This window comes from Pseudaeromonas sp. HNCC25DJ182, from assembly GCF_055413365.1.
Window position 1 is genome coordinate 24,877 of sequence record NZ_JBVAYG010000020.1, and the last position, 17,657, is coordinate 42,533.

Sequence of the window (17,657 nt, forward strand, 5' to 3'; positions counted from 1 at the left end):
ATTAACAGCTCTCGCGGCCACTGGCGTTGAACGAAAACAGACGAATTTCTCCGCGCTCTTCCCAGCCAAGATGGCGGTAAAACGCCATGGCGCTGTCATTATCAGCATGAACCATCAAGTGAGTCTTGCCGACACCTATTTCATTCAGGGCACCGACTGCTGCCGCCAACAGCGCCTTACCCATGCCTCGTCCACGGGCGGCTTCGGCCACGGTCAGGTGCTGTAGATACCCACGACGGCCATCGGTGCCAACCAGAATAGCACCCAGCAGCACATCCTGTTCACGGACAACAAAACTCAAGCCCGGATTGCAGGCCAGATAGGCGGCGATGGCGGTTTGGGAGTCGGCTTCGCGCAGGGTCAGGCCGCTACTGCGTTGCCAGAGAGCCATCACCTCCGGGTAGTCGGCTGGGGTCATGGGATCGAGGTGAAAAGACATGGCGAGCTCCTTGCTGGATCACCATCACTCCTGTGATGGCTGGAAAAGGCAGTTAGTGGCTAAAGGGCAGAGGACGAACCAGTTGCAGGGTCTTGTTGAGGACGCCGTCGCTGACATCCAACTGGTAGTCGCCGGAGACTTGATAGATCTGCCAGCTATCGGCGCTTAGCCCCTGCAGGCGCAGGAAGTCGGTGGCCTCGCTGACGCTGGCAAAGGCCTGGCTACCGGTCAGCAGCCCGTAGCACCAGGGGCCCAGAGCCAGCACCACCTGACCTTGTGCCAGCGCTTGTTGATGGCGTGGCGACTCCAGCACATAAACGGCATGTCGGGGCTCCTGGCGCACCATGGGCACGCTGGCTTTCTGGTAATCAATAAACGCAGCCATACCCAGCGCCAACAGGATCGCCAGCGGCACTAGCAGCCGGTGCAGCGTGGTGAGCATGGGATCCTCCGCATCAGGGAATAGAGGAATTACTGTACGGTAAAAGAACGGCGCAGACTATCGGTCGGTCCAGGTTTTCGATAGATAAGTTCTTGATCTTATGAAGATATAAAAAAAACAGGCCACCATGAGGGCAGCCTGTTGCAGATTAGGACTCCAAGGGGTCTTAAAACAAGCCCAAACCCTTGAGCATCACCAGCAGGATCAGCAGCGGCGAGACGTAGCGCAGCAGGAAAAACAGCACCCGCACCAGTCTGTCGTTAGCCAGGGCACCGTGGTTGGAGAGCGCCAGCTTCAGCTTGTCAAAGCCCCAGACCCAGCCGACAAACAGCGCCACGAAGATGCCTCCGGCGGGCAGAATGATGTTGGAAGAGAGGTAGTCGAACAGATCAAACATGGTCATGCCGAACAGTTTGAAATCGGCCAACGTGCTGTTGGTCAAGGCGCAGGTGGAGCCCATCAGAGCCAGGATCAGCAGGCTGATCAGCGTCGCCTTCTTGCGGGAAAGACCGAAGCGTTCGTGGATGATGGCTACCGGCACTTCCAGTAGCGAGAGCATGGCTCCGGTGGCGGCCACGGCGGCCAGCACGAAGAACACCACCATCAGCAGGTGGCCCATGGGGATCTGGGCAAAGACCGCCGGGATGGTGATAAACACCAACGAGGGGCCGGCTGCCGGTTCGAAGCCGAAGGTGAACACCGCCGGGAAGATGGCGATGCCAGCCAGCATGGAGACAAACAGATCCGCCGCCATGACTCGCACCGTGGTAGCCGGAATATTCTGATCATCACGGAAGTAGCTGCCATAGGTCATCATGGTGCCCATGCCGATGGAGAGCTTGAAAAACGCCAGCCCCATCGCCATCAGCACCACGGAGCCAGTGATTTTGCTGAAGTCCGGCTGGAACAAGAAGGCCAGACCTTCGCTCGCTTTTTCCAGCGACAAACTGACGGCACACAGCATCAGCAGCAGCAGAAAGAGTAGCGGCATCAGTTTCTTGGTGACCGCTTCGATGCCTTTGGCCACACCGCACAGCAAGATGCCGCCGATGAAGATCAACACTGCCCACTGCCACAGCAGGGACTGCAGCGGGTCACTGATCAGGGCACCAAATGCCGCGCCGGTCACCTGGGGATCACTGGAGAGGATGGAGCCATCAATGGCCTTGAGGATATAGGCAAAGACCCAGGCCACCACCTCGGAGTAGAAGGACATGATGAGGAAGGCCGCCAGCATGCCGAAGGCGCCGATCAGCCACCAGGGCTGGCCACGGGGGGCCAGCCGTTGCAATGTGGTGATGGGGTTGGCCTTGGCCTGCCGACCGAGCGTGATCTCGGCGATCATCACCGGCAGACCGATGAGCAGGGTGGCCAGCAGATAGACCAGCAAGAAGCCGGCGCCGCCATTTGCTCCCGTCATATAGGGGAATTTCCAGATATTACCGAGGCCGACGGCCGAGCCCAGGGTAGCGGCGAGTACGCCGAAGCTGCTGGTGAAGCCATCCCGCTTCACGCTGAGAGATTGTTGACTCATAGTGTCCTTAGTTCCGCTGTCGATGCCGGCATTTGGCAGATTTTGTCCCACTGATGGGAAGCGCGGCAGATTTTTCCATCGAAAGAGAGGGACTCCAAGTTATTTCTGCCAAGTTACAGTACCGGCCGCTAAAAAATGTGCTTTCGCGCGTGTCTTGCTCCAGGAGGGTGAGCCTGGGGAGAGGGACTGGAAACGAAAAAGCCCTGCCAGATGCTGGCAGGGCTTGCTATCACGACCTCGGAGGAGAGAGGGAATTACTCACTCAGACTCAGCAGCGGGGTGTCATCCCAGATCAGAGCATCCTGATCGCTGCCTCCGGCGAAGTTCCAGGGGCCCAGTTCGGCCTGCAGCGGACGATAGCTGCTGGAAAGGCCATCCAGATCCCAGGTGGTGACGTAGAACTTGATGCCGTTGAGACTATCCGGACGTCCCAGTGAGGCACTCGGGAAATCGAAGTGGATGGTCCGGTTCGCCTTGTCCACCGTGATGGTCGGGGCGGGAGAGATGGAGGTGCCGAACTGGCTGGCGGTCGCCCCTTCACTGCTATAGAGGCTGTTTTGCCAACCGAAGGCAACCACCTGCCGCTGCCAGGTTTCACCATCTGGCATGCTGGCGCGGATCTTCGGCAGCAGGGTGGCGCCACCGGCCTGTTCCGGCAGGTGCATGAAGATGCTGAAGCCCACATGGTCGAAGCCGTTGGTTGGTACCCAGGTATCCGTCAGGTTGGCCATGGTCAGGCTCAGGCGCACATTGCTGCCAGCGTGGTAGAGACGCGCGGCTTCAATGGCCAACTGGCTGTGATCCTTGTCGAAGCTGGCATCTTGCGGCAGGGAGTAGCTGCCCTGTGGACCCGCACTGCCATTGACGCCATCCCCACTGTCATCCAGCGTCAGCGCCGGGGTGTCCGGATAAGCCAACTGGGTCTGGAAGTTGATATCGGCCAGACTGCTGCCCTGGCCGGCGTTATACAGGGCCAGTCGGTGCTCCTGGGTGCCCATGGCAAAGTGGCGAACACTCAGGGTGCTTTGCCACTGGCCATCACCGCCGACCAGCACATCGGTTGCGCTCTCCAGCTCGCCATCGACCACCAGCTTGATGGTGCTGCCCGGAGTTCCTGTGCCTTGCAGCGGCAGATCGGCACTGAGGATCTGATCGGCGAGCGTCGTGCTCAGGGTCATGCTGGTATCGACCGGTGGCAGTTCACCCGTGCCATCGCTCTCCAGCAGCAGGGCTGATTTAGCCGGTAACGCCAGAGTCAGGGTGCCATTCTCGCCGGTAACCAGGTTTAGCGGCAGGGTATCGCCATTGAGTTGGCTGAGCACCTTGAGGCGGGTTCCGGCGGCGAGTCCCGTGGCCATCTGGTTCAACAGCACCGGTTGGCTGGCGGTATTGAGGATCACCAGTGCCTCGGCATCCTCCAGATGACGGCGATAGGCAAAGGCCCCGGCTCCGGCCTTGTCTTCGGCCAGGATCGTCAGATCACCACGGGAAAGCACCTTGTTGTCATGGCGCAGTTGCGCCAGTTGCTGGATGAACTGGTACATGCTGGATTGGTTGTCGAAGGAGTCAATCTGCTGGCCATCCTCCCGGTAGCCACCGGCAAACATGGCATCGCGATAGCCGGTGAAGGCTTGCTCTGTGCCCTGATAGATCACCGGGATCCCGGGCAGGGTCAGCATGGTGAACAGTGCCTGTTTCAGATCATCCGGATTGCCCTGGGAGAGCAGGCGCGCCATGTCGTGGTTCTCGATGAAGTTGCCCAGGCGGTAAGGATCCGGGTACATCTCCATCATTTTGCGCAGGCGGAAGCCCAGCTCGGCGGTGGGTTTACCCCCGGCGAAGACCTGGGTCATGGTGGCCTGCAGCGGGAAGTTCAGCACCGAGGCCAGCTCGGGCTTCTCCTTGGTACCGAGATAGGCGATGAGCTTCTCTTCTCCTTCGGTGTGATAGGCGGTCGAGGCTTCGAAGATCTCGCCCAGACTCAGGAAGTCGGTGCGCCCAGTCTTCTCGGCTTCGGCCAGAATGCCATCGTTGGCGTGGAAGAAGTCATGGTAGAAGTCGTGATCGACAAATTTCACCGTGTCGACGCGGAAGGCATCGACGCCGACGGTATCAATCCAGTAGCGGTAGCTTTGCTTGAGGTAATCGCGCACCGCCGGGGTGCTGGTGTTGAGATCGTCCAGATCCGAGAGCTGGTAGGTCAGCTCTTGAGTCTGGTTGTTGTGATCCTGGATCGCCGGGGTCCAGTGATAGATGGCGGCATTGAAATCACTGCTGTTGTTGCAGTCATTCTGCGCCAGCGGTGCGGGCAGGCTCTGACCGGCGGCCAGGGCGCCGGGGATCAGCTCGAATCCCTGGCAAGGGTTGGCTGGATCATAGGTGCCGGAGTAGGTGAAGAAGTTGCCCAGGTGATTGACCACCACATCCTGGATCAGATACATGCCCTTGGCATGCAGGGATTTGGCCAGCGTCTGGTAACTCTTGAGGTCGCCGAAATGCTCATCGACCTTCTGCAGATCTCGCGCCCAGTAGCCGTGGTAACCGCCATAGTTTTGTGCCGGATCCCACCACTGGTTGGCCACTGGTGGCGTGGTCCAGACTGCCGTCGCGCCTAGACCCTGGATGTAGTCGATTTTCTGCTCGACCCCGGCCAGATCGCCACCGCTGAATTTCTTCTCGCTGGCCGGATCATATTCGCCGGTGCCCTGGTCGTTGTTGGCACTCTCACCATCGTTGAAACGGTCAATCATCAGAAAATAAATTATCTGATCGCGCCAGTCGGGGGATGGCACATGGCTGCCCACCGTCTCGGGAACCTGGGTCTCATTGTTGTCACTTCCACAGGCAGATAGCCCAATGACCAGGCTAACTGCCAGAGCACTGAGCTTGAATACTCGGTTTTTTTCCATATTGATACCCTAGATGCTGAAAAGTTCGTGCTTGATTCTAGGCGGATGGATGCAAATGAAATTAGCCGATTGCGCCAATGTCTTGACGTTTCATGCCAAGGCTGAAAACTGTGAGCTGACGCAGATCCTGGCTGGATCGCGTGGCGGGGGTGATGGCGCGCGGCCTAAATAGCTGTTCCTAACTGTGCTACAGCGACAAGGTAGCACACGCTGACACGCCGTAGATCCATCCCTGGGGGCTCCGCCGCGCCGTCCCTGGCGCGGAGGGGCAGCTTAGCGCTACCCTGCCTCTGTGATAGGTAATTTGTTATTCGAAACAGCCAGTTAGAGCTGGCGTGGCAAGAAGCCTTCACTCTGGTTATCCAGCAGCAAGCGCTGATAGGGGCTCGGGTGGATAAACTCGAACTGCAGGGGTTGGTTCGGGGCCGCGATGGCGGAGAGTTGCCATTGCACGCCATTGCCGCAGAGTTCGCCCAGCAAGGGCTCGCGTCGACCATCTGGCCACAGCGCCCAGCCCTGGGTCCAAGCCTGGCGGGTAAACAGGCGGGCCACGATGCGACCGCTTGGGCATCCGGCCGATGCGGTAGACGGTCGTGGTTCGGCAAACCACAGCAGCTGGTGGCAAATGGCTGCGTGCGGGCCGAGCAGTACGGGCTCGTTCAGGCAATAATCCTGACCGCCGTTGTTATCCAGATAGGTGTGGCCACCGACCCGGTATTCAATGCGAAAGCGCAGCGGATGGTGCACCGGCAGGCTTGGCGTTGACCACAGCTCCACCTCGGCACTGAGAAAGCGCTCGAAGGTGGCGGTATAGGGACGCCAGATGCCGTCGTGATCCTCGCACTGCAGCTGTAACGATTTATCGAACGCCAGATTGCGCACGCAGATCCAGACCCGGGCGCCGTTGTACTGGCGCAGGCTCTGCTCCTGCAGTTCGTTGATGGCGTAATAGAGCACCACGGGTGGCAGTTGCGGCTGTTCATCCTGGGCAAAGTAACGACTACGAAACTCTCCAGGTGGTAGTCCGAACCAGTGGCGAAAGGCGCGCTGGAAGCTGGGAGCATCCTGGTAACCCAGGCGCAGGCCCACCTCCTGAGCCGAATAACGACTATGGCACAGCAGGCTGATCGCCCGGTTCTTGCGCACCTCTTCCAGCAGGCTGCTATAGCTGGCCTGCTGCTGTGCCAGTTGACGCTGCAGGCTGCGGGTCGAGATCTGCAGGCGGCTGGCCAACTCCGGCAGACTTAGCTGCTCGGGCAGCGCCAGATCCAGCCACTGCTTGAGTTGCTCCAGCAGACTGCGTGGCCTCGAGCCGAGCCGGTGCAGGCGATGGATCAGGCTGACCAGCGGCTCATGTAGCTCGGCCAGACTCGGCTCCGGAGAATAGGGTGTGTTCGCCGCCGGCAGGTGCAGCACCGGCAACGGACCATAGCGGACGACTAGCGACTCGCCAGTGGTGGCGCTGTCAGCCATCCGCTGCCGCTCTGGCCACTCCAACGAGCACTCGACACCGGGCAATTGGCGGCTGAGCTGTCGGGAGAGCAGTTGCAGCGAGAACCAGAGGGTGGTGAGTGGGCGCTCCTCCTGCAGCGGCAGAAAACTCAAGCGGGTGGCATGATCCTGATACTGCAATTGCGGATACCAGGGCAAACCCAGCAGGCTGACGCCCTCGCTCCACAGCTCCAGGGCCGAGGTCAGATCCGGGGCACTGCGCAGCCCATATTCCAGCAATACCAGCAGCTGCTGTAGCGACCAGACCTCATCCCCCAATGCCAGTTGCTGCACCGGGTGATGAGCCAGCAGCTGTTGCCGGGGGTCATGCTCCTGGCGCGGCATGTGTCCATTGCTCTGCTGCTGGAGATCCGGCGTTAGCATGACGTGAGCTCGGGAAGCGCGATCTGACCCAGGATCAGCGCCTCCTTGCGGGCTTTAGGCCACTGCTTGAGGCGGTATTCCAGGCGCAAGGCGAGGCTCTGCTCGCCAATGCTCTGCTGCCAGACCAGTTGCAGCGGGCCACGACCGCGCAAGGCGCGCGCCCCCTTGCCGGATTGATGCTCCGCCAGACGCCGCAGCACATCGGTGGAGATACCGGTATACAGGCGGTTGGAAGCATCCCGCAGCATATACACAGACCAGCAGGGAGCCGCAGGGACTGCAGAGTGGGAACATTCAGCAAGGGCAAACTCAGACATAGCGACAGGAGAAGGGATCCGGTAAACCAGCTGGCAGCCTAATCGGATGCAGACACTGACTCAAGAGACCCGGCATAGGCTTTTAAAAAATAGGGGCGTTTTTTAAAAAAGAAAACAGCCACCGAAGTGGCTGCCGAAAGAGACGGAGTAAATAAGGACACAATTCCCGCTTGCATCGGGGTTGCGGTCTTGAATCAGTAGACTGCACCACTTTAGCACATCACGACTGAACCTGGGTTAAACAAATCGGTGCTGATTGGAAATCCAGGCAGAAAAAAGCCGGAGCAGAAGCTCCGGCTGATGAACTCTGATGGTGCGCCGCTTAGAAGTCGTAGCGCATGGCCACGGCCACTACGTCGTCGGTATTGATGCCGTACTGCTTGGTAAAGGCATTGTCATCCAGCAGGTTGACCTTGTAATCCACATAGGTCTGGAAGACCGGTGTGAACTTGTAGCTGGCACCCAGGCTCAGGTACTCGTTGGCGGTGTCGTCGATGTTCTGGCTGCTGTCCTTCACATCCGAACGGACATAGCCCAGGGACGGTACGAACTTGTCGGCGACCGTGTATTGCACCACGGCTTCGTAGCCACGGTTCTTCTCGGCATAGCCGTCACCGATGGCGTAGTGATCGCGGCCGTCGGAGTAGGTAGCGGCGGCATACCAGTTATTGGCAGCATAACGCACACCGATGGCTCCCAGCTTGGCATCGCTATCACCACCAAAGGTGGCATTCAGTTTTTGAGCATCGGTCTTACCGGCCTGGTTGTAGGCGCCGGCAAAGCTCAGGCCCATCGGCAGATCGTAAGAGGCACCCAAGGCGTAACCCTCGGCGCTACCCTGCATCCACTTGCTGGGGTCATTGTTTTGCGGATCATTTTTGCCGGTGAACTGGGCACCCAGGGTCAGGCCCTCATGGGTGAAGGCGTACTTGAGCAGGCCATTGGTGCGGCCGGTGCCGAACACTTCGGTGCCCTTGCCCAGACCATCACCACCCCATTCTGGCAGCACGTCTGTGTAGTCATTGACCATGGAGAGCAGACCATCCTGACGACCGTAGGTCAGGGTGCCGAAGGTGTCGTGACGGATACCGGCAAAGCCCAGACGCAGCTCGTCGTTGTCGCTGCCGGAGGTCGGCAGGTTGTACTCGAACTGACCCAGACCGGTCAGGTTGTTGCCCAGAGCGGTTTCACCTTTCAGACCCATCCGGATGTAGCTTTCATCACCGCGCAGCTCGTCATTGTCGGAGCCGTAATACATGCCGGTGGCGCGGCCGTAGAGATCCAGTTTGGTGCCATCTTTGTCATACAGATTCGCTGCAGAGGCAGTGCCGGCAGCCAACAGGGTCGGAATACTCAATGCAATTAATGTGGCTTTCATCATGTCACCCTCATGGTTATTGGAACCGGCCAGCGTCATGAACAGGGTCCTGAACAATCCGGCCAGCTTGGTACATGAGCACCAATCTAGCCCCTGAAACCTAAACGAGAGCTTAATCGAGAAAGCGTGACGGGGCTCAAACTGAATGGCATGTAAACCAGAGATCTGAAAACGTGGGTGTCAGCCCCGCCGCAGAGGGCGGGGCCGTTAATGGAGCGGATCAGTGGAGCGGCTCAGTGGAGCGGATCCGTGGAGCGGATTAGCAGGGGCTTTGTGGCTGGCACTGCTGCGGTAGCCGGGAGAGGAACCCCTCGGCATCGAGAAATCCGTCAATCCGTGTCAGCGCCCGCTGGGGCTGACCAAAGAACTGGATGGCGGGCAAGCCGGTGACTTGCAGTTCAGCTAACAGGGCGCGCTGCTCGGCATCCATGTTACTGAGATCGACCCGCAGCAGACGGTAGTGGGCCAACTGCTGTTGCACCCCGGGGTGGCTGAAGGTTTCCTGCTCCAGCTGGTGGCAGGCGGCGCACCAGTCGGCATACAAGTCCAGCATCACCGGCTGCCCCTGGGCGCGGGCCTGTTGCAACTGTTGCTGCAGCTCACTGCGGCTCTGGATGTCGGTAAAGGGCAGGCTGGCGTAGGTAGTGGGTGCCAACCACTGCCAGCTGCCAAACGCCAGCAGGGGCAATAGCAGCAGGGCGGCGATGCGCAGGCGCGGGGAGGGGAGCAGGGTCAGCAGCAGGTAGCCGCTGGCCGTGGTGATCAGCAGACTCCAGCCACCGCGGATCAACCACTCCGGCAACCAGCGACCGAGCAACAACAGCGGCGCGGCCAGCAGCACGAAGCCAAAGCACACCTTGACCCTGTGCATCCAGATCCCGCGCTTGGGCAGCCAGCGTGGACCCAGGGTACCCAGCAGCAACATGGGCCAGCCCATCCCCAGCGCCAGGGCATACAGCACCTGAGCTCCGAGCCAGAGATCGCCGCTTTGTGCCACATACAGCAGGGCACCGGAGAGCGGGGCCGTGGTACAGGGGGAGCAGACCAGCGCCGAGATGGCACCCATCAGCAGCACTCCGGGCAGGGAGCCGCTGCGCTGGGCGCCGGCCAGTCGTTGCAGCCGCTGCTGCAGGGCGCCGGGCAGTTGCAGCTCGAAGGCGCCGAACATGGCGGCGGCGAGCAGGATAAACAGCAGGCTGAACAGCCCCAGCATCAGCGGATGCTGCAGCCAGGCCTGCAGGCCAGCTCCGAGGGAGGCTACCGCCAGGCCGAGCACTGTGTAGGTCAGCGCCATGCCCTGCACATAGGCCAGGGACAGTGCCAGGGCGCGGCCGGTGGAGAGGGCTCCGCGGCCGAGGATAATGGCGCTGAGGATCGGATACATGGGCAGCATGCAGGGGGTCAGCGCCAGTCCGAAGCCCAGCAGCAGGAAGAGTCCGATCGCCTGCCAACCGCCCTGCGCCAGGGCCGCTTGTGAGCGATCACTCGGCGTCGCATCGGCATCCGGCAAGGGGGTCAGGTTCTGCGCGGCGGCTGGTTGGCCCTCGGTGGTCGAAGGCTGGGGGGTGGCGGTCGCTGACGTGAGCGCTGAGTCCACGGCCTGCAGGGGAATGCGCTGGGTCACCGGCGGGTAGCACATGCCTTCGGTGCAGCCTTGATAACTCAGCTCCAGCACGGCTTGAGCCGGGATCTGCTGCAGGGGGATGGCAAAGTCCAGATCGTAGTGGAACACCTGGGTACGGCCAAAGAATTCATCGTCGTGTAGATCACCAGGCGGCAGCGTCACCACCCCCAGTTGGCCCTCACTCACCTGCCAGTGCAGCTTGTCCCGATACAGGTAGTAGCCGGGGGCTATCTCCAGCCGGATCTGCAGCTCATTCCCCTGCTGCTGGCTGCTGAGGATAAAGGCGCGTTCGGCCGGTAAAAACTGTGGCGTGGCGGGGGCCAGTCCCAGCTGGTTAAGCACATCATCGGCCGAGTTAGCAGATGCTAACACCGGCGTAGCGGATCCGCTGGCTGGCAGCGACGAGGTTGGCGAGGGCGCGGTGGCCTGCGCTGCGTGCAAGGGCCCTGCTACGGCAAGCAACAGCAGCAGAGTGAGACACCAGGGCATCAGGAGCGGCCGGGAGGCGAAGCTTACTCGTCCCGGCAAGGGGATCAAAAAGGTCATAGGGTGACGTCGGCTATCCAGTTCAGGTAATCGGCATCGGCCAGCACCACCGGCAGCGCCAGAATTTCCGGGGTCTCATAGGGGTGATGCTGCCTTAGAAAAACGCGCAGCGGCTCGAACAGATCTGCGCGGGTCTTGATCAACAACTGACTCTCGTCACTCTGCTCCACCCGGCCTTGCCAGCTATAGATGGAGTGGATGAGCGGCACGACATTGACGCAGGCCGCCAGTCGCTGCTCGATGATGTTGCTCGCCAGCAGGTTGGCAACCCCTTCATTGGGGCAGGTGCAGAGCACCAGAATGGCATCGGTCATGAGGAATCGGATCCAGAGGCAGGAGGTGAGCCACTATAACCACGGCCGGGGGGAATTGCATCCGTCCCGGCGTCGGTGGCTATACCGACTCACCGCTAACCGCTACTCCAGTTCGGCGGCCTGGCGATAGCGTCGGGCTTTGTAGCTGGGGCGCTTGAGGTTCTCCACCGACAGCACCTCGTCCAGTTGCTCGGCCGTCATCAAGCCCAGCTCGAGCACCACTTCGCGCACGCTCTTGCCGGTGGTCGCGCACAGCTTGCCCACCTTGTCCCCGGCCTGGTGGCCGATATAGGGATCGAGGAAGGTGACGATGCCGATGGAGTGGAACACATAGTGCTCGCAGACGGCCGGATTGGCGGTGATCCCCTCGACACACTTCTCGCGCAGCGAGACGCAAGCCCGGCTGAGCAGATGCAGGCTCTCGAACAGGCACTGGGCGATGACCGGCTCCATGACGTTGAGCTGCAACTGTCCGGCCTCGGCGGCCAGGGTGATGGTGACATCGTTGCCCACCACCTTGAAGCAGGCCTGATTGACCACCTCGGGGATCACCGGGTTGACCTTGGCCGGCATGATGGAAGAGCCCGCCTGCAACTGGGGCAGATTCAGCTCGTTGAATCCGGCCCGCGGCCCCGAGCTTAGCAGCCGCAGATCGTTGCAGATCTTGGAGAGCTTGACCGCCAGCCGCTTCAGCGCGCCATGCAGCATCACATAGGCGCCGCAATCGGAGGTGGCCTCGATGAGATCTTCGGCTTGCTCGAAGGGGTAGCCAGTGATCTCGGCCAGGCGGCGCACCGCCAGTGCCGAATACTCAGGCGGCGAGTTCAGGCCGGTGCCGATGGCGGTGGCGCCCAGGTTGATCTCCAGCAGCAGCTCCTGGCAGCGCTTGATGTTCTTAATCTCCTCGCGCAGGGTCACCGCCCAGGCATGGAACTCCTGGCCGAGCGTCATGGGCACCGCATCCTGCAACTGGGTGCGCCCCATCTTCAGGATGTCATGGAACTCCAGCGCCTTGTCATCGAAGGCCTTGATGAGATCGATCAGGGTGTGCAGACCGGCGTTGGTGGTTTCGAACAGTGCGACGCGAAAGCCGGTGGGATAGGCATCGTTGGTCGACTGGCACTTGTTGACGTGATCATTGGGGTGGATCAGATCGTGCCGACCCTTGGCGAAGCCCTGTAGCTCCAGCGCCAGATTGGCCAGCACTTCATTGACGTTCATATTCACCGAGGTGCCGGCGCCGCCCTGAAACAGATCCACCGGGAATTGATCGAAGCAGGCACCGGTTTCCAGCATATGGTCGCAGGCCTGGACTATAGAGTCGGCAATGCGCGGATCTATAGTGCCGAGCTCGCCATTGGCCAGCGCGGCGGCCTTCTTGGTTAGCAACATGCCGCGAATAAACTCCGGGACATCCGAGATGGTCTGCTGGCTGATCTGGAAATTGGCCACGGCGCGCAGGGTGTGAATGCCGTAATAGAGATGATCAGGAACTGGTAGCGACCCCAGCAGGTCTTCTTCGATGCGGATGCTTTCACTCATGACAGACCTCGGAACAGACAGGAGCGAGCCGGATCCCGTGGCGAGTCTCCGTGCCGGGGAGGGAGGCGGTGGCGGCCATAAGGTCCATCTGGCCTGTGGCTCTGAGTCTAGTCCAGTGTCGCCCGACAGAGTTGGCGCCAGATCACTGCGTTATCGTCTCGGCTACGGCGTTGGGCGCCCGCGCGGTACCACAGCCGGGGTTGCGGCACAGTCGCTGGTATAAAAAATCGCCAGACGACTTGAACTTGTGGCGTAGCGCCCCCATCTAACCAGAGATGCGGGCAGCGGCCCGCCTGTTTTTTTGAGGTCATTATGGGCAAGTTTCTGCTGGGTTTGATTGGGCTCTTCTTCGTCGAGATCTGGGTACTGATCAAGGTCGGCTCGAGTATCGGAGCTCTGACAACGCTGATCCTGATGGTGCTCGCCGCCATGCTGGGGGGCCAGCTGGTGCGCAGTCAGGGCGTCATGACGCTATTTAATCTGCAAAAGCGTATGCAGGCCGGGGAAGCCCCCGGTGGTGAGTTATTGCAAGGCATCTGGCTGGCGGTGGCCGGTTTTCTCTTCATCTTCCCCGGTTTTGTCAGCGATATTTTCGGCCTGCTGCTGCTGCAACCGGCGATCCGCCGTGGCCTGACCCGGTTGTGGATCGCCCGGGTGGCCAGCTCGGTAGGCCGTGCTTCGGCACACTCGGCCACCTTTCGCAGCGGTCCTTTCGGCACCCCGCTGAATGATGAGGCGCAACCACGGGATCCCTTTGCCGAGCCCAAGGTCGGCGAAGCCAATGGCTCAGCCCCGAAAACCGGCACCACCATCGACGGCGAGTTCGAACGCAAGGAATAACCGGGCGCCGGAGCCGCAGCTTTTTTTCGTCGCTGCCCCTTGAAGGGGCGAAATCTGCCCCCACATTGGAGTGGACATTATTGAAAACCGGTCGCTAGTGTCTGGCGACCGAGTTTGACTAACAACACAAGATTCGACCTCTGACGGTTGTTCAGCAGGTCGCGTTTAGGTAACAACACTTTAGTAGGAGAGTTATCGATGAAAATTCGTCCATTACATGACCGCGTCATCATTAAGCGCACCGAAGTCGAATCCAAATCTGCAGGCGGTATCGTGCTGACGGGCTCTGCGGCCCAGAAGTCCACCCGCGGTGAAGTTCTGGCCGTGGGCACCGGTCGTATCCTGGACAATGGTGAAGTCAAGCCGATGGCCGTCAAGGTCGGTGATCAGGTGATCTTCAACGAAGGGTACAACGTCAAGACCGAGAAGCTGGACGGCCAGGACGTACTGATCCTGTCTGAAACCGACATCCTGGCTATCGTAGAAGCGTAAGCTGGTTGGCGTAGAAGCCTAAGCTGGTTGGCGTAAGAAGCCTAAGTTTGCCGATTGGCACTTTACCTCTAACTCTCGATTTTAAGGATTGAAACAAATGGCTGCAAAAGACGTACTGTTTGGTAACGATGCTCGTGTGAAGATGCTGGAAGGCGTGAACGTACTGGCCAACGCCGTGAAAGTTACCCTGGGCCCGAAAGGCCGTAACGTGGTGCTGGACAAGTCCTATGGCGCCCCGCTCATCACCAAAGACGGCGTGACCGTTGCCAAAGAGATCGAACTGGAAGACAAGTTCCAGAACATGGGCGCGCAAATGGTCAAGGAAGTTGCTTCCCAGGCCAACGATGCTGCCGGTGACGGTACCACCACCGCCACTGTACTGGCACAAGCCATCGTCACCGAAGGTCTGAAGGCTGTCGCCGCTGGCATGAACCCGATGGATCTGAAGCGTGGTATCGACAAGGCCGTGGTTGCCGCGGTCGAAGAGCTCAAGGCGCTGTCCGTTCCTTGTGCTGACACCAAGTCGGTTGCCCAGGTTGGTACCATCTCCGCCAACTCCGACGCCACCGTCGGTAACCTCATCGCCGAAGCGATGGAGAAGGTGGGTCGCGATGGCGTCATCACAGTGGAAGACGGCACCGGTCTGCACGACGAACTGGATCTGGTAGAAGGGATGCAGTTTGACCGTGGCTACCTGTCACCCTACTTCGTCAACAAGCCGGAAACCGGCGCTGTTGAACTGGAAGATCCGTTCATCCTGCTGGTGGACAAGAAGATCTCCAACATCCGTGAAATCCTGCCGGTGCTCGAAGGCGTCGCCAAGGCTGGCAAGCCGCTGGTGCTGGTGGCTGAAGATGTCGAAGGCGAAGCCCTGGCGACTCTGGTGGTCAACACCATGCGCGGCATCGTCAAGGTTGCTGCGGTCAAGGCTCCTGGCTTTGGCGATCGTCGCAAGGCCATGCTGCAAGATATCGCCATCCTGACTGCCGGTACCGTCATCTCCGAAGAGATCGGTATGGAGCTGGAGAAGGCGACTCTGGAAGATCTGGGCCGTGCCAAGCGCGTGGTCATCACCAAGGACAACACCACCATCATCGATGGCGCCGGTGAAGTCTCTGCCATCGAATCCCGTGTCGCTCAGATCCGTCAACAGATCGAAGAGTCAACTTCCGATTACGACAAAGAGAAGCTGCAAGAGCGCGTGGCCAAGCTGGCTGGCGGCGTTGCGGTGATCAAGGTTGGCGCTGCTACCGAAGTCGCGATGAAAGAGAAGAAGGCCCGTGTCGACGACGCCCTGCACGCCACTCGTGCTGCGGTTGAAGAAGGCGTGGTGGCCGGTGGCGGTGTCGCCCTGGTGCGTGTCGCGGCCAAGCTGGCCGAGCTCAAGGGTGACAACGACGATCAGACCGTGGGTATCCGTGTGGCCCTGCGCTCCATGGAAGCGCCGCTGCGTCAGATCGTGGCCAACGCCGGTGAAGAGCCATCCGTGGTCGCCAACCGCGTCCGTGAAGGCGAAGGTAACTTCGGTTACAACGCCGCCACCGAAGTCTACGGCGACATGCTGGAGATGGGTATCCTGGATCCGACCAAGGTGACTCGTTCTGCCCTGCAGTTCGCCGCTTCCGTGGCTGGTCTGATGCTGACCACCGAGTGCATGGTCACCGACCTGCCGAAGAAGGATGCCCCGGCAGCCCCGGATATGGGCGGCATGGGTGGCATGGGCGGAATGATGTAATCTGCTAGCTCACGCTAACATCCTGAAAAAAGGCCGGTTTTTAACCGGCCTTTTTTTTATTTCTGACGTTGGCAGTCAGCGTATGGTTTCGCGCCTGACGGGCGGATTTTCGACGCGCAAGTGTCGATTCCCGACTCCCGACTCTTGATTCGGTTTGATCCGGTTCCGCCCTGTCGGCTTGGGCGATTTGCCAACCTGCTGTTGGCGGGGGCGGGCCAAGGGGGAAAAGGCCTCCCCCTTGGCAATCCCGGGCCCGGGTTTATGCCGACTGCCGGGACAGCCCCGGGCTGCGGGACGTCTTTCACCGGCCGGGAGCCACACGCCATCCCTGGCGTGACGCTCCCTCTTGCGGTCATCCTGACCGCGAACCGGTTACAGCCAGCCCGCCGCGCCCGGTCTGTCTGCTGTCCAGCCTGGCAGACGGCGTGGAGTTTGGATGATGAATTTCGGCCGTAGGTCGGGCTGAGTTGGGCGAAGCCCGACGTTTACCGCGTAAGGATTTTCGCTCTTAACGGTCGAGGTCGAGACCCGGATCTGGATTCGGTTTGATCCGGTTCCGCCCTGTCGGCAATCGCGATTTGCCAACCTGCCGTTGGCGGGGGCGGGTTAAGGACCGAAGCCGCGGTCCTTAACAATCCTGCGGCTGGTTGTATGCCGACTGCTGGGAAGGCCCCGGGCTTCGGGTCGTCTTGCACCGGCCGGGAGCCACACTCCATCCCTGGCGTGACGCTCCCTCTTGCGGTCATCCTGACCGCGCACCGGCTCCAGCCACCCCTTCACCCGGCCCGGCAGACGGCTTCGGGTTTAGGTGTCATTGCAACGAGCAAGAGCTGGTTGCGCGCGATGCCCGGCAGACGGCTTTGGGTTTGGGCGTCATTGCAACGAGCAAGAGCTGGTTGCGCTCGATGCTCTGCAGACGGCTTTGGGTTTGTGCGATGAAGGGCTGCGATGCTTGCGGTGCGCCCTGTCCTTGCGGATCAGTGCTGGGGCTGAAAAAGAATAACCACTAACTTTTTTAGGCAGAATGCCAGGAGTGCAAAGGCCGCGGAAAACCAGACCAGAGTTGTGAGCCAATAGGTTATTGCATGCTCTGATTTTTTAACCATGGTTGGGCCAGACTTGGTGATGGCTAATGTCTCACCCGATATTAAACCACTCAAATTCAGACTGATGATAAAACCTGCCAACGCAATAAAACCAACCAGAGATAATGCCAAGCTGAGACGTGCCTTGTATTGAAATCCAAGAATGCACAGCATGGAAATAAGCAGCGCTGGAATTCCAATCCAAAAGAAAAACCACATCAGCATATCGGATATGGGTTGAATCAATGCCAACATAATAGTCCTTGATCCTTATTTTGCTCTTTCTTGATTTTCAATGAATGCCATTTGCCCGAACTGATACCACACCTCGTCACCCTAATCCGCGCCGCGGAATAGCAAGTAGGGCGCAATAGCAAAGCGTATTGCGCCAGATTTAATAATGGTCATAACATATCTCAACAATAATTTTTCTCGACTAGATGGAATTTATTATGTTTTCGTCGAAAGCTAACAGTAAATAATAGGTGCCCGCTTATGGAACTATCGACAGCCCATGGTCTTTTATTGTTGGTTATCGGTGTTGCCATTATTTTTTTTATTCGGCGCAATACGCTTTGCTATTGC

The 17,657-nt window shown here is 59.6% G+C and carries 14 protein-coding genes; 3 read left to right on the forward strand and 11 right to left on the reverse strand.

Features of this window, described 5'->3' with window-relative positions; all coding sequences use genetic code 11:
- Position 1: 1 nt before the first annotated feature.
- The 10 genes from ACZYUB_RS14825 to aspA form a co-directional block, all read right to left on the reverse strand.
- A complete protein-coding gene (locus ACZYUB_RS14825) occupies positions 2-439 on the reverse strand; it encodes a GNAT family N-acetyltransferase (protein WP_463949027.1) in 438 nt (145 codons plus the stop codon).
- Positions 440-491: 52 nt separating this feature from the next.
- On the reverse strand, positions 492-881 hold the full coding sequence (locus tag ACZYUB_RS14830; protein ID WP_463949028.1) for a hypothetical protein: 390 nt from the start codon (positions 879-881) through the stop codon (positions 492-494).
- A 166-nt stretch (positions 882-1,047) separates the two neighbouring features.
- A complete protein-coding gene (locus ACZYUB_RS14835) occupies positions 1,048-2,415 on the reverse strand; it encodes a sodium-dependent transporter (RefSeq protein WP_463949029.1) in 1,368 nt (455 codons plus the stop codon).
- A gap of 254 nt (positions 2,416-2,669) precedes the next feature.
- Complete coding sequence (locus ACZYUB_RS14840) at positions 2,670-5,324, reverse strand: alpha-amylase family glycosyl hydrolase (RefSeq protein WP_463949030.1); 2,655 nt, start codon at positions 5,322-5,324, stop codon at positions 2,670-2,672.
- Positions 5,325-5,648: 324 nt separating this feature from the next.
- Positions 5,649-7,199, reverse strand: a complete 1,551-nt coding sequence (locus ACZYUB_RS14845) for a helix-turn-helix domain-containing protein (RefSeq protein WP_463949031.1) — start codon at positions 7,197-7,199, stop codon at positions 5,649-5,651.
- Positions 7,193-7,516, reverse strand: coding sequence for a GIY-YIG nuclease family protein (locus ACZYUB_RS14850; protein WP_463949032.1), 324 nt, complete (start codon positions 7,514-7,516; stop codon positions 7,193-7,195). Before ACZYUB_RS14850 ends, ACZYUB_RS14845 begins: the two co-directional genes overlap by 7 nt.
- Positions 7,517-7,838: 322 nt before the next feature.
- On the reverse strand, positions 7,839-8,894 hold the full coding sequence (locus ACZYUB_RS14855) for a porin (RefSeq protein ID WP_463949062.1): 1,056 nt from the start codon (positions 8,892-8,894) through the stop codon (positions 7,839-7,841).
- 259 nt (positions 8,895-9,153) lie between these two features.
- On the reverse strand, positions 9,154-11,064 hold the full coding sequence (dsbD, locus tag ACZYUB_RS14860; protein ID WP_463949033.1) for a protein-disulfide reductase DsbD: 1,911 nt from the start codon (positions 11,062-11,064) through the stop codon (positions 9,154-9,156).
- Positions 11,061-11,378, reverse strand: a complete 318-nt coding sequence (cutA, locus tag ACZYUB_RS14865; RefSeq protein ID WP_463949034.1) for a divalent-cation tolerance protein CutA — start codon at positions 11,376-11,378, stop codon at positions 11,061-11,063. Before cutA ends, dsbD begins: the two co-directional genes overlap by 4 nt.
- A gap of 102 nt (positions 11,379-11,480) precedes the next feature.
- The gene (aspA, locus tag ACZYUB_RS14870; protein ID WP_463949035.1) at positions 11,481-12,920 is read right to left on the reverse strand and encodes an aspartate ammonia-lyase; all 1,440 of its coding nucleotides are present in this window, start codon (positions 12,918-12,920) and stop codon (positions 11,481-11,483) included.
- A 312-nt stretch (positions 12,921-13,232) separates the two neighbouring features.
- Between aspA and ACZYUB_RS14875 the strand changes: the two genes are divergently transcribed.
- The 3 genes from ACZYUB_RS14875 (at position 13,233) to groL (ending at position 15,987) form a co-directional block, all read left to right on the forward strand.
- Positions 13,233-13,760: an FxsA family protein gene (locus ACZYUB_RS14875; RefSeq protein WP_463949036.1), complete on the forward strand. Its 528-nt coding sequence runs from the start codon at positions 13,233-13,235 to the stop codon at positions 13,758-13,760.
- A 198-nt stretch (positions 13,761-13,958) separates the two neighbouring features.
- Complete coding sequence (locus ACZYUB_RS14880) at positions 13,959-14,252, forward strand: co-chaperone GroES (protein WP_463949037.1); 294 nt, start codon at positions 13,959-13,961, stop codon at positions 14,250-14,252.
- Positions 14,253-14,349: 97 nt separating this feature from the next.
- Complete coding sequence (groL, locus tag ACZYUB_RS14885) at positions 14,350-15,987, forward strand: chaperonin GroEL (protein WP_463949038.1); 1,638 nt, start codon at positions 14,350-14,352, stop codon at positions 15,985-15,987.
- A gap of 977 nt (positions 15,988-16,964) precedes the next feature.
- Here groL and ACZYUB_RS14890 read toward each other — a convergent pair.
- Positions 16,965-17,327: a hypothetical protein gene (locus ACZYUB_RS14890; RefSeq protein ID WP_463949039.1), complete on the reverse strand. Its 363-nt coding sequence runs from the start codon at positions 17,325-17,327 to the stop codon at positions 16,965-16,967.
- Between the last annotated feature and the right edge of the window lie 330 nt (positions 17,328-17,657).

What these genes read in the sequence shown, in the direction of transcription:
- groL (WP_463949038.1), top strand. Translation starts at nt 14,350, where the DNA reads ATGGCTGCAAAAGACGTACTGTTTGGTAACGATGCTCGTGTGAAGATG.
- dsbD (WP_463949033.1), bottom strand. Translation starts at nt 11,064, where the DNA reads ATGACCTTTTTGATCCCCTTGCCGGGACGAGTAAGCTTCGCCTCCCGG.
- ACZYUB_RS14835 (WP_463949029.1), bottom strand. Translation starts at nt 2,415, where the DNA reads ATGAGTCAACAATCTCTCAGCGTGAAGCGGGATGGCTTCACCAGCAGC.
- aspA (WP_463949035.1), bottom strand. Translation starts at nt 12,920, where the DNA reads ATGAGTGAAAGCATCCGCATCGAAGAAGACCTGCTGGGGTCGCTACCA.
- ACZYUB_RS14840 (WP_463949030.1), bottom strand. Translation starts at nt 5,324, where the DNA reads ATGGAAAAAAACCGAGTATTCAAGCTCAGTGCTCTGGCAGTTAGCCTG.
- ACZYUB_RS14825 (WP_463949027.1), bottom strand. Translation starts at nt 439, where the DNA reads ATGTCTTTTCACCTCGATCCCATGACCCCAGCCGACTACCCGGAGGTG.
- ACZYUB_RS14880 (WP_463949037.1), top strand. Translation starts at nt 13,959, where the DNA reads ATGAAAATTCGTCCATTACATGACCGCGTCATCATTAAGCGCACCGAA.
- ACZYUB_RS14890 (WP_463949039.1), bottom strand. Translation starts at nt 17,327, where the DNA reads ATGTTGGCATTGATTCAACCCATATCCGATATGCTGATGTGGTTTTTC.
- ACZYUB_RS14850 (WP_463949032.1), bottom strand. Translation starts at nt 7,516, where the DNA reads ATGTCTGAGTTTGCCCTTGCTGAATGTTCCCACTCTGCAGTCCCTGCG.
- ACZYUB_RS14855 (WP_463949062.1), bottom strand. Translation starts at nt 8,894, where the DNA reads ATGAAAGCCACATTAATTGCATTGAGTATTCCGACCCTGTTGGCTGCC.
- cutA (WP_463949034.1), bottom strand. Translation starts at nt 11,378, where the DNA reads ATGACCGATGCCATTCTGGTGCTCTGCACCTGCCCCAATGAAGGGGTT.
- ACZYUB_RS14875 (WP_463949036.1), top strand. Translation starts at nt 13,233, where the DNA reads ATGGGCAAGTTTCTGCTGGGTTTGATTGGGCTCTTCTTCGTCGAGATC.
- ACZYUB_RS14845 (WP_463949031.1), bottom strand. Translation starts at nt 7,199, where the DNA reads ATGCTAACGCCGGATCTCCAGCAGCAGAGCAATGGACACATGCCGCGC.
- ACZYUB_RS14830 (WP_463949028.1), bottom strand. Translation starts at nt 881, where the DNA reads ATGCTCACCACGCTGCACCGGCTGCTAGTGCCGCTGGCGATCCTGTTG.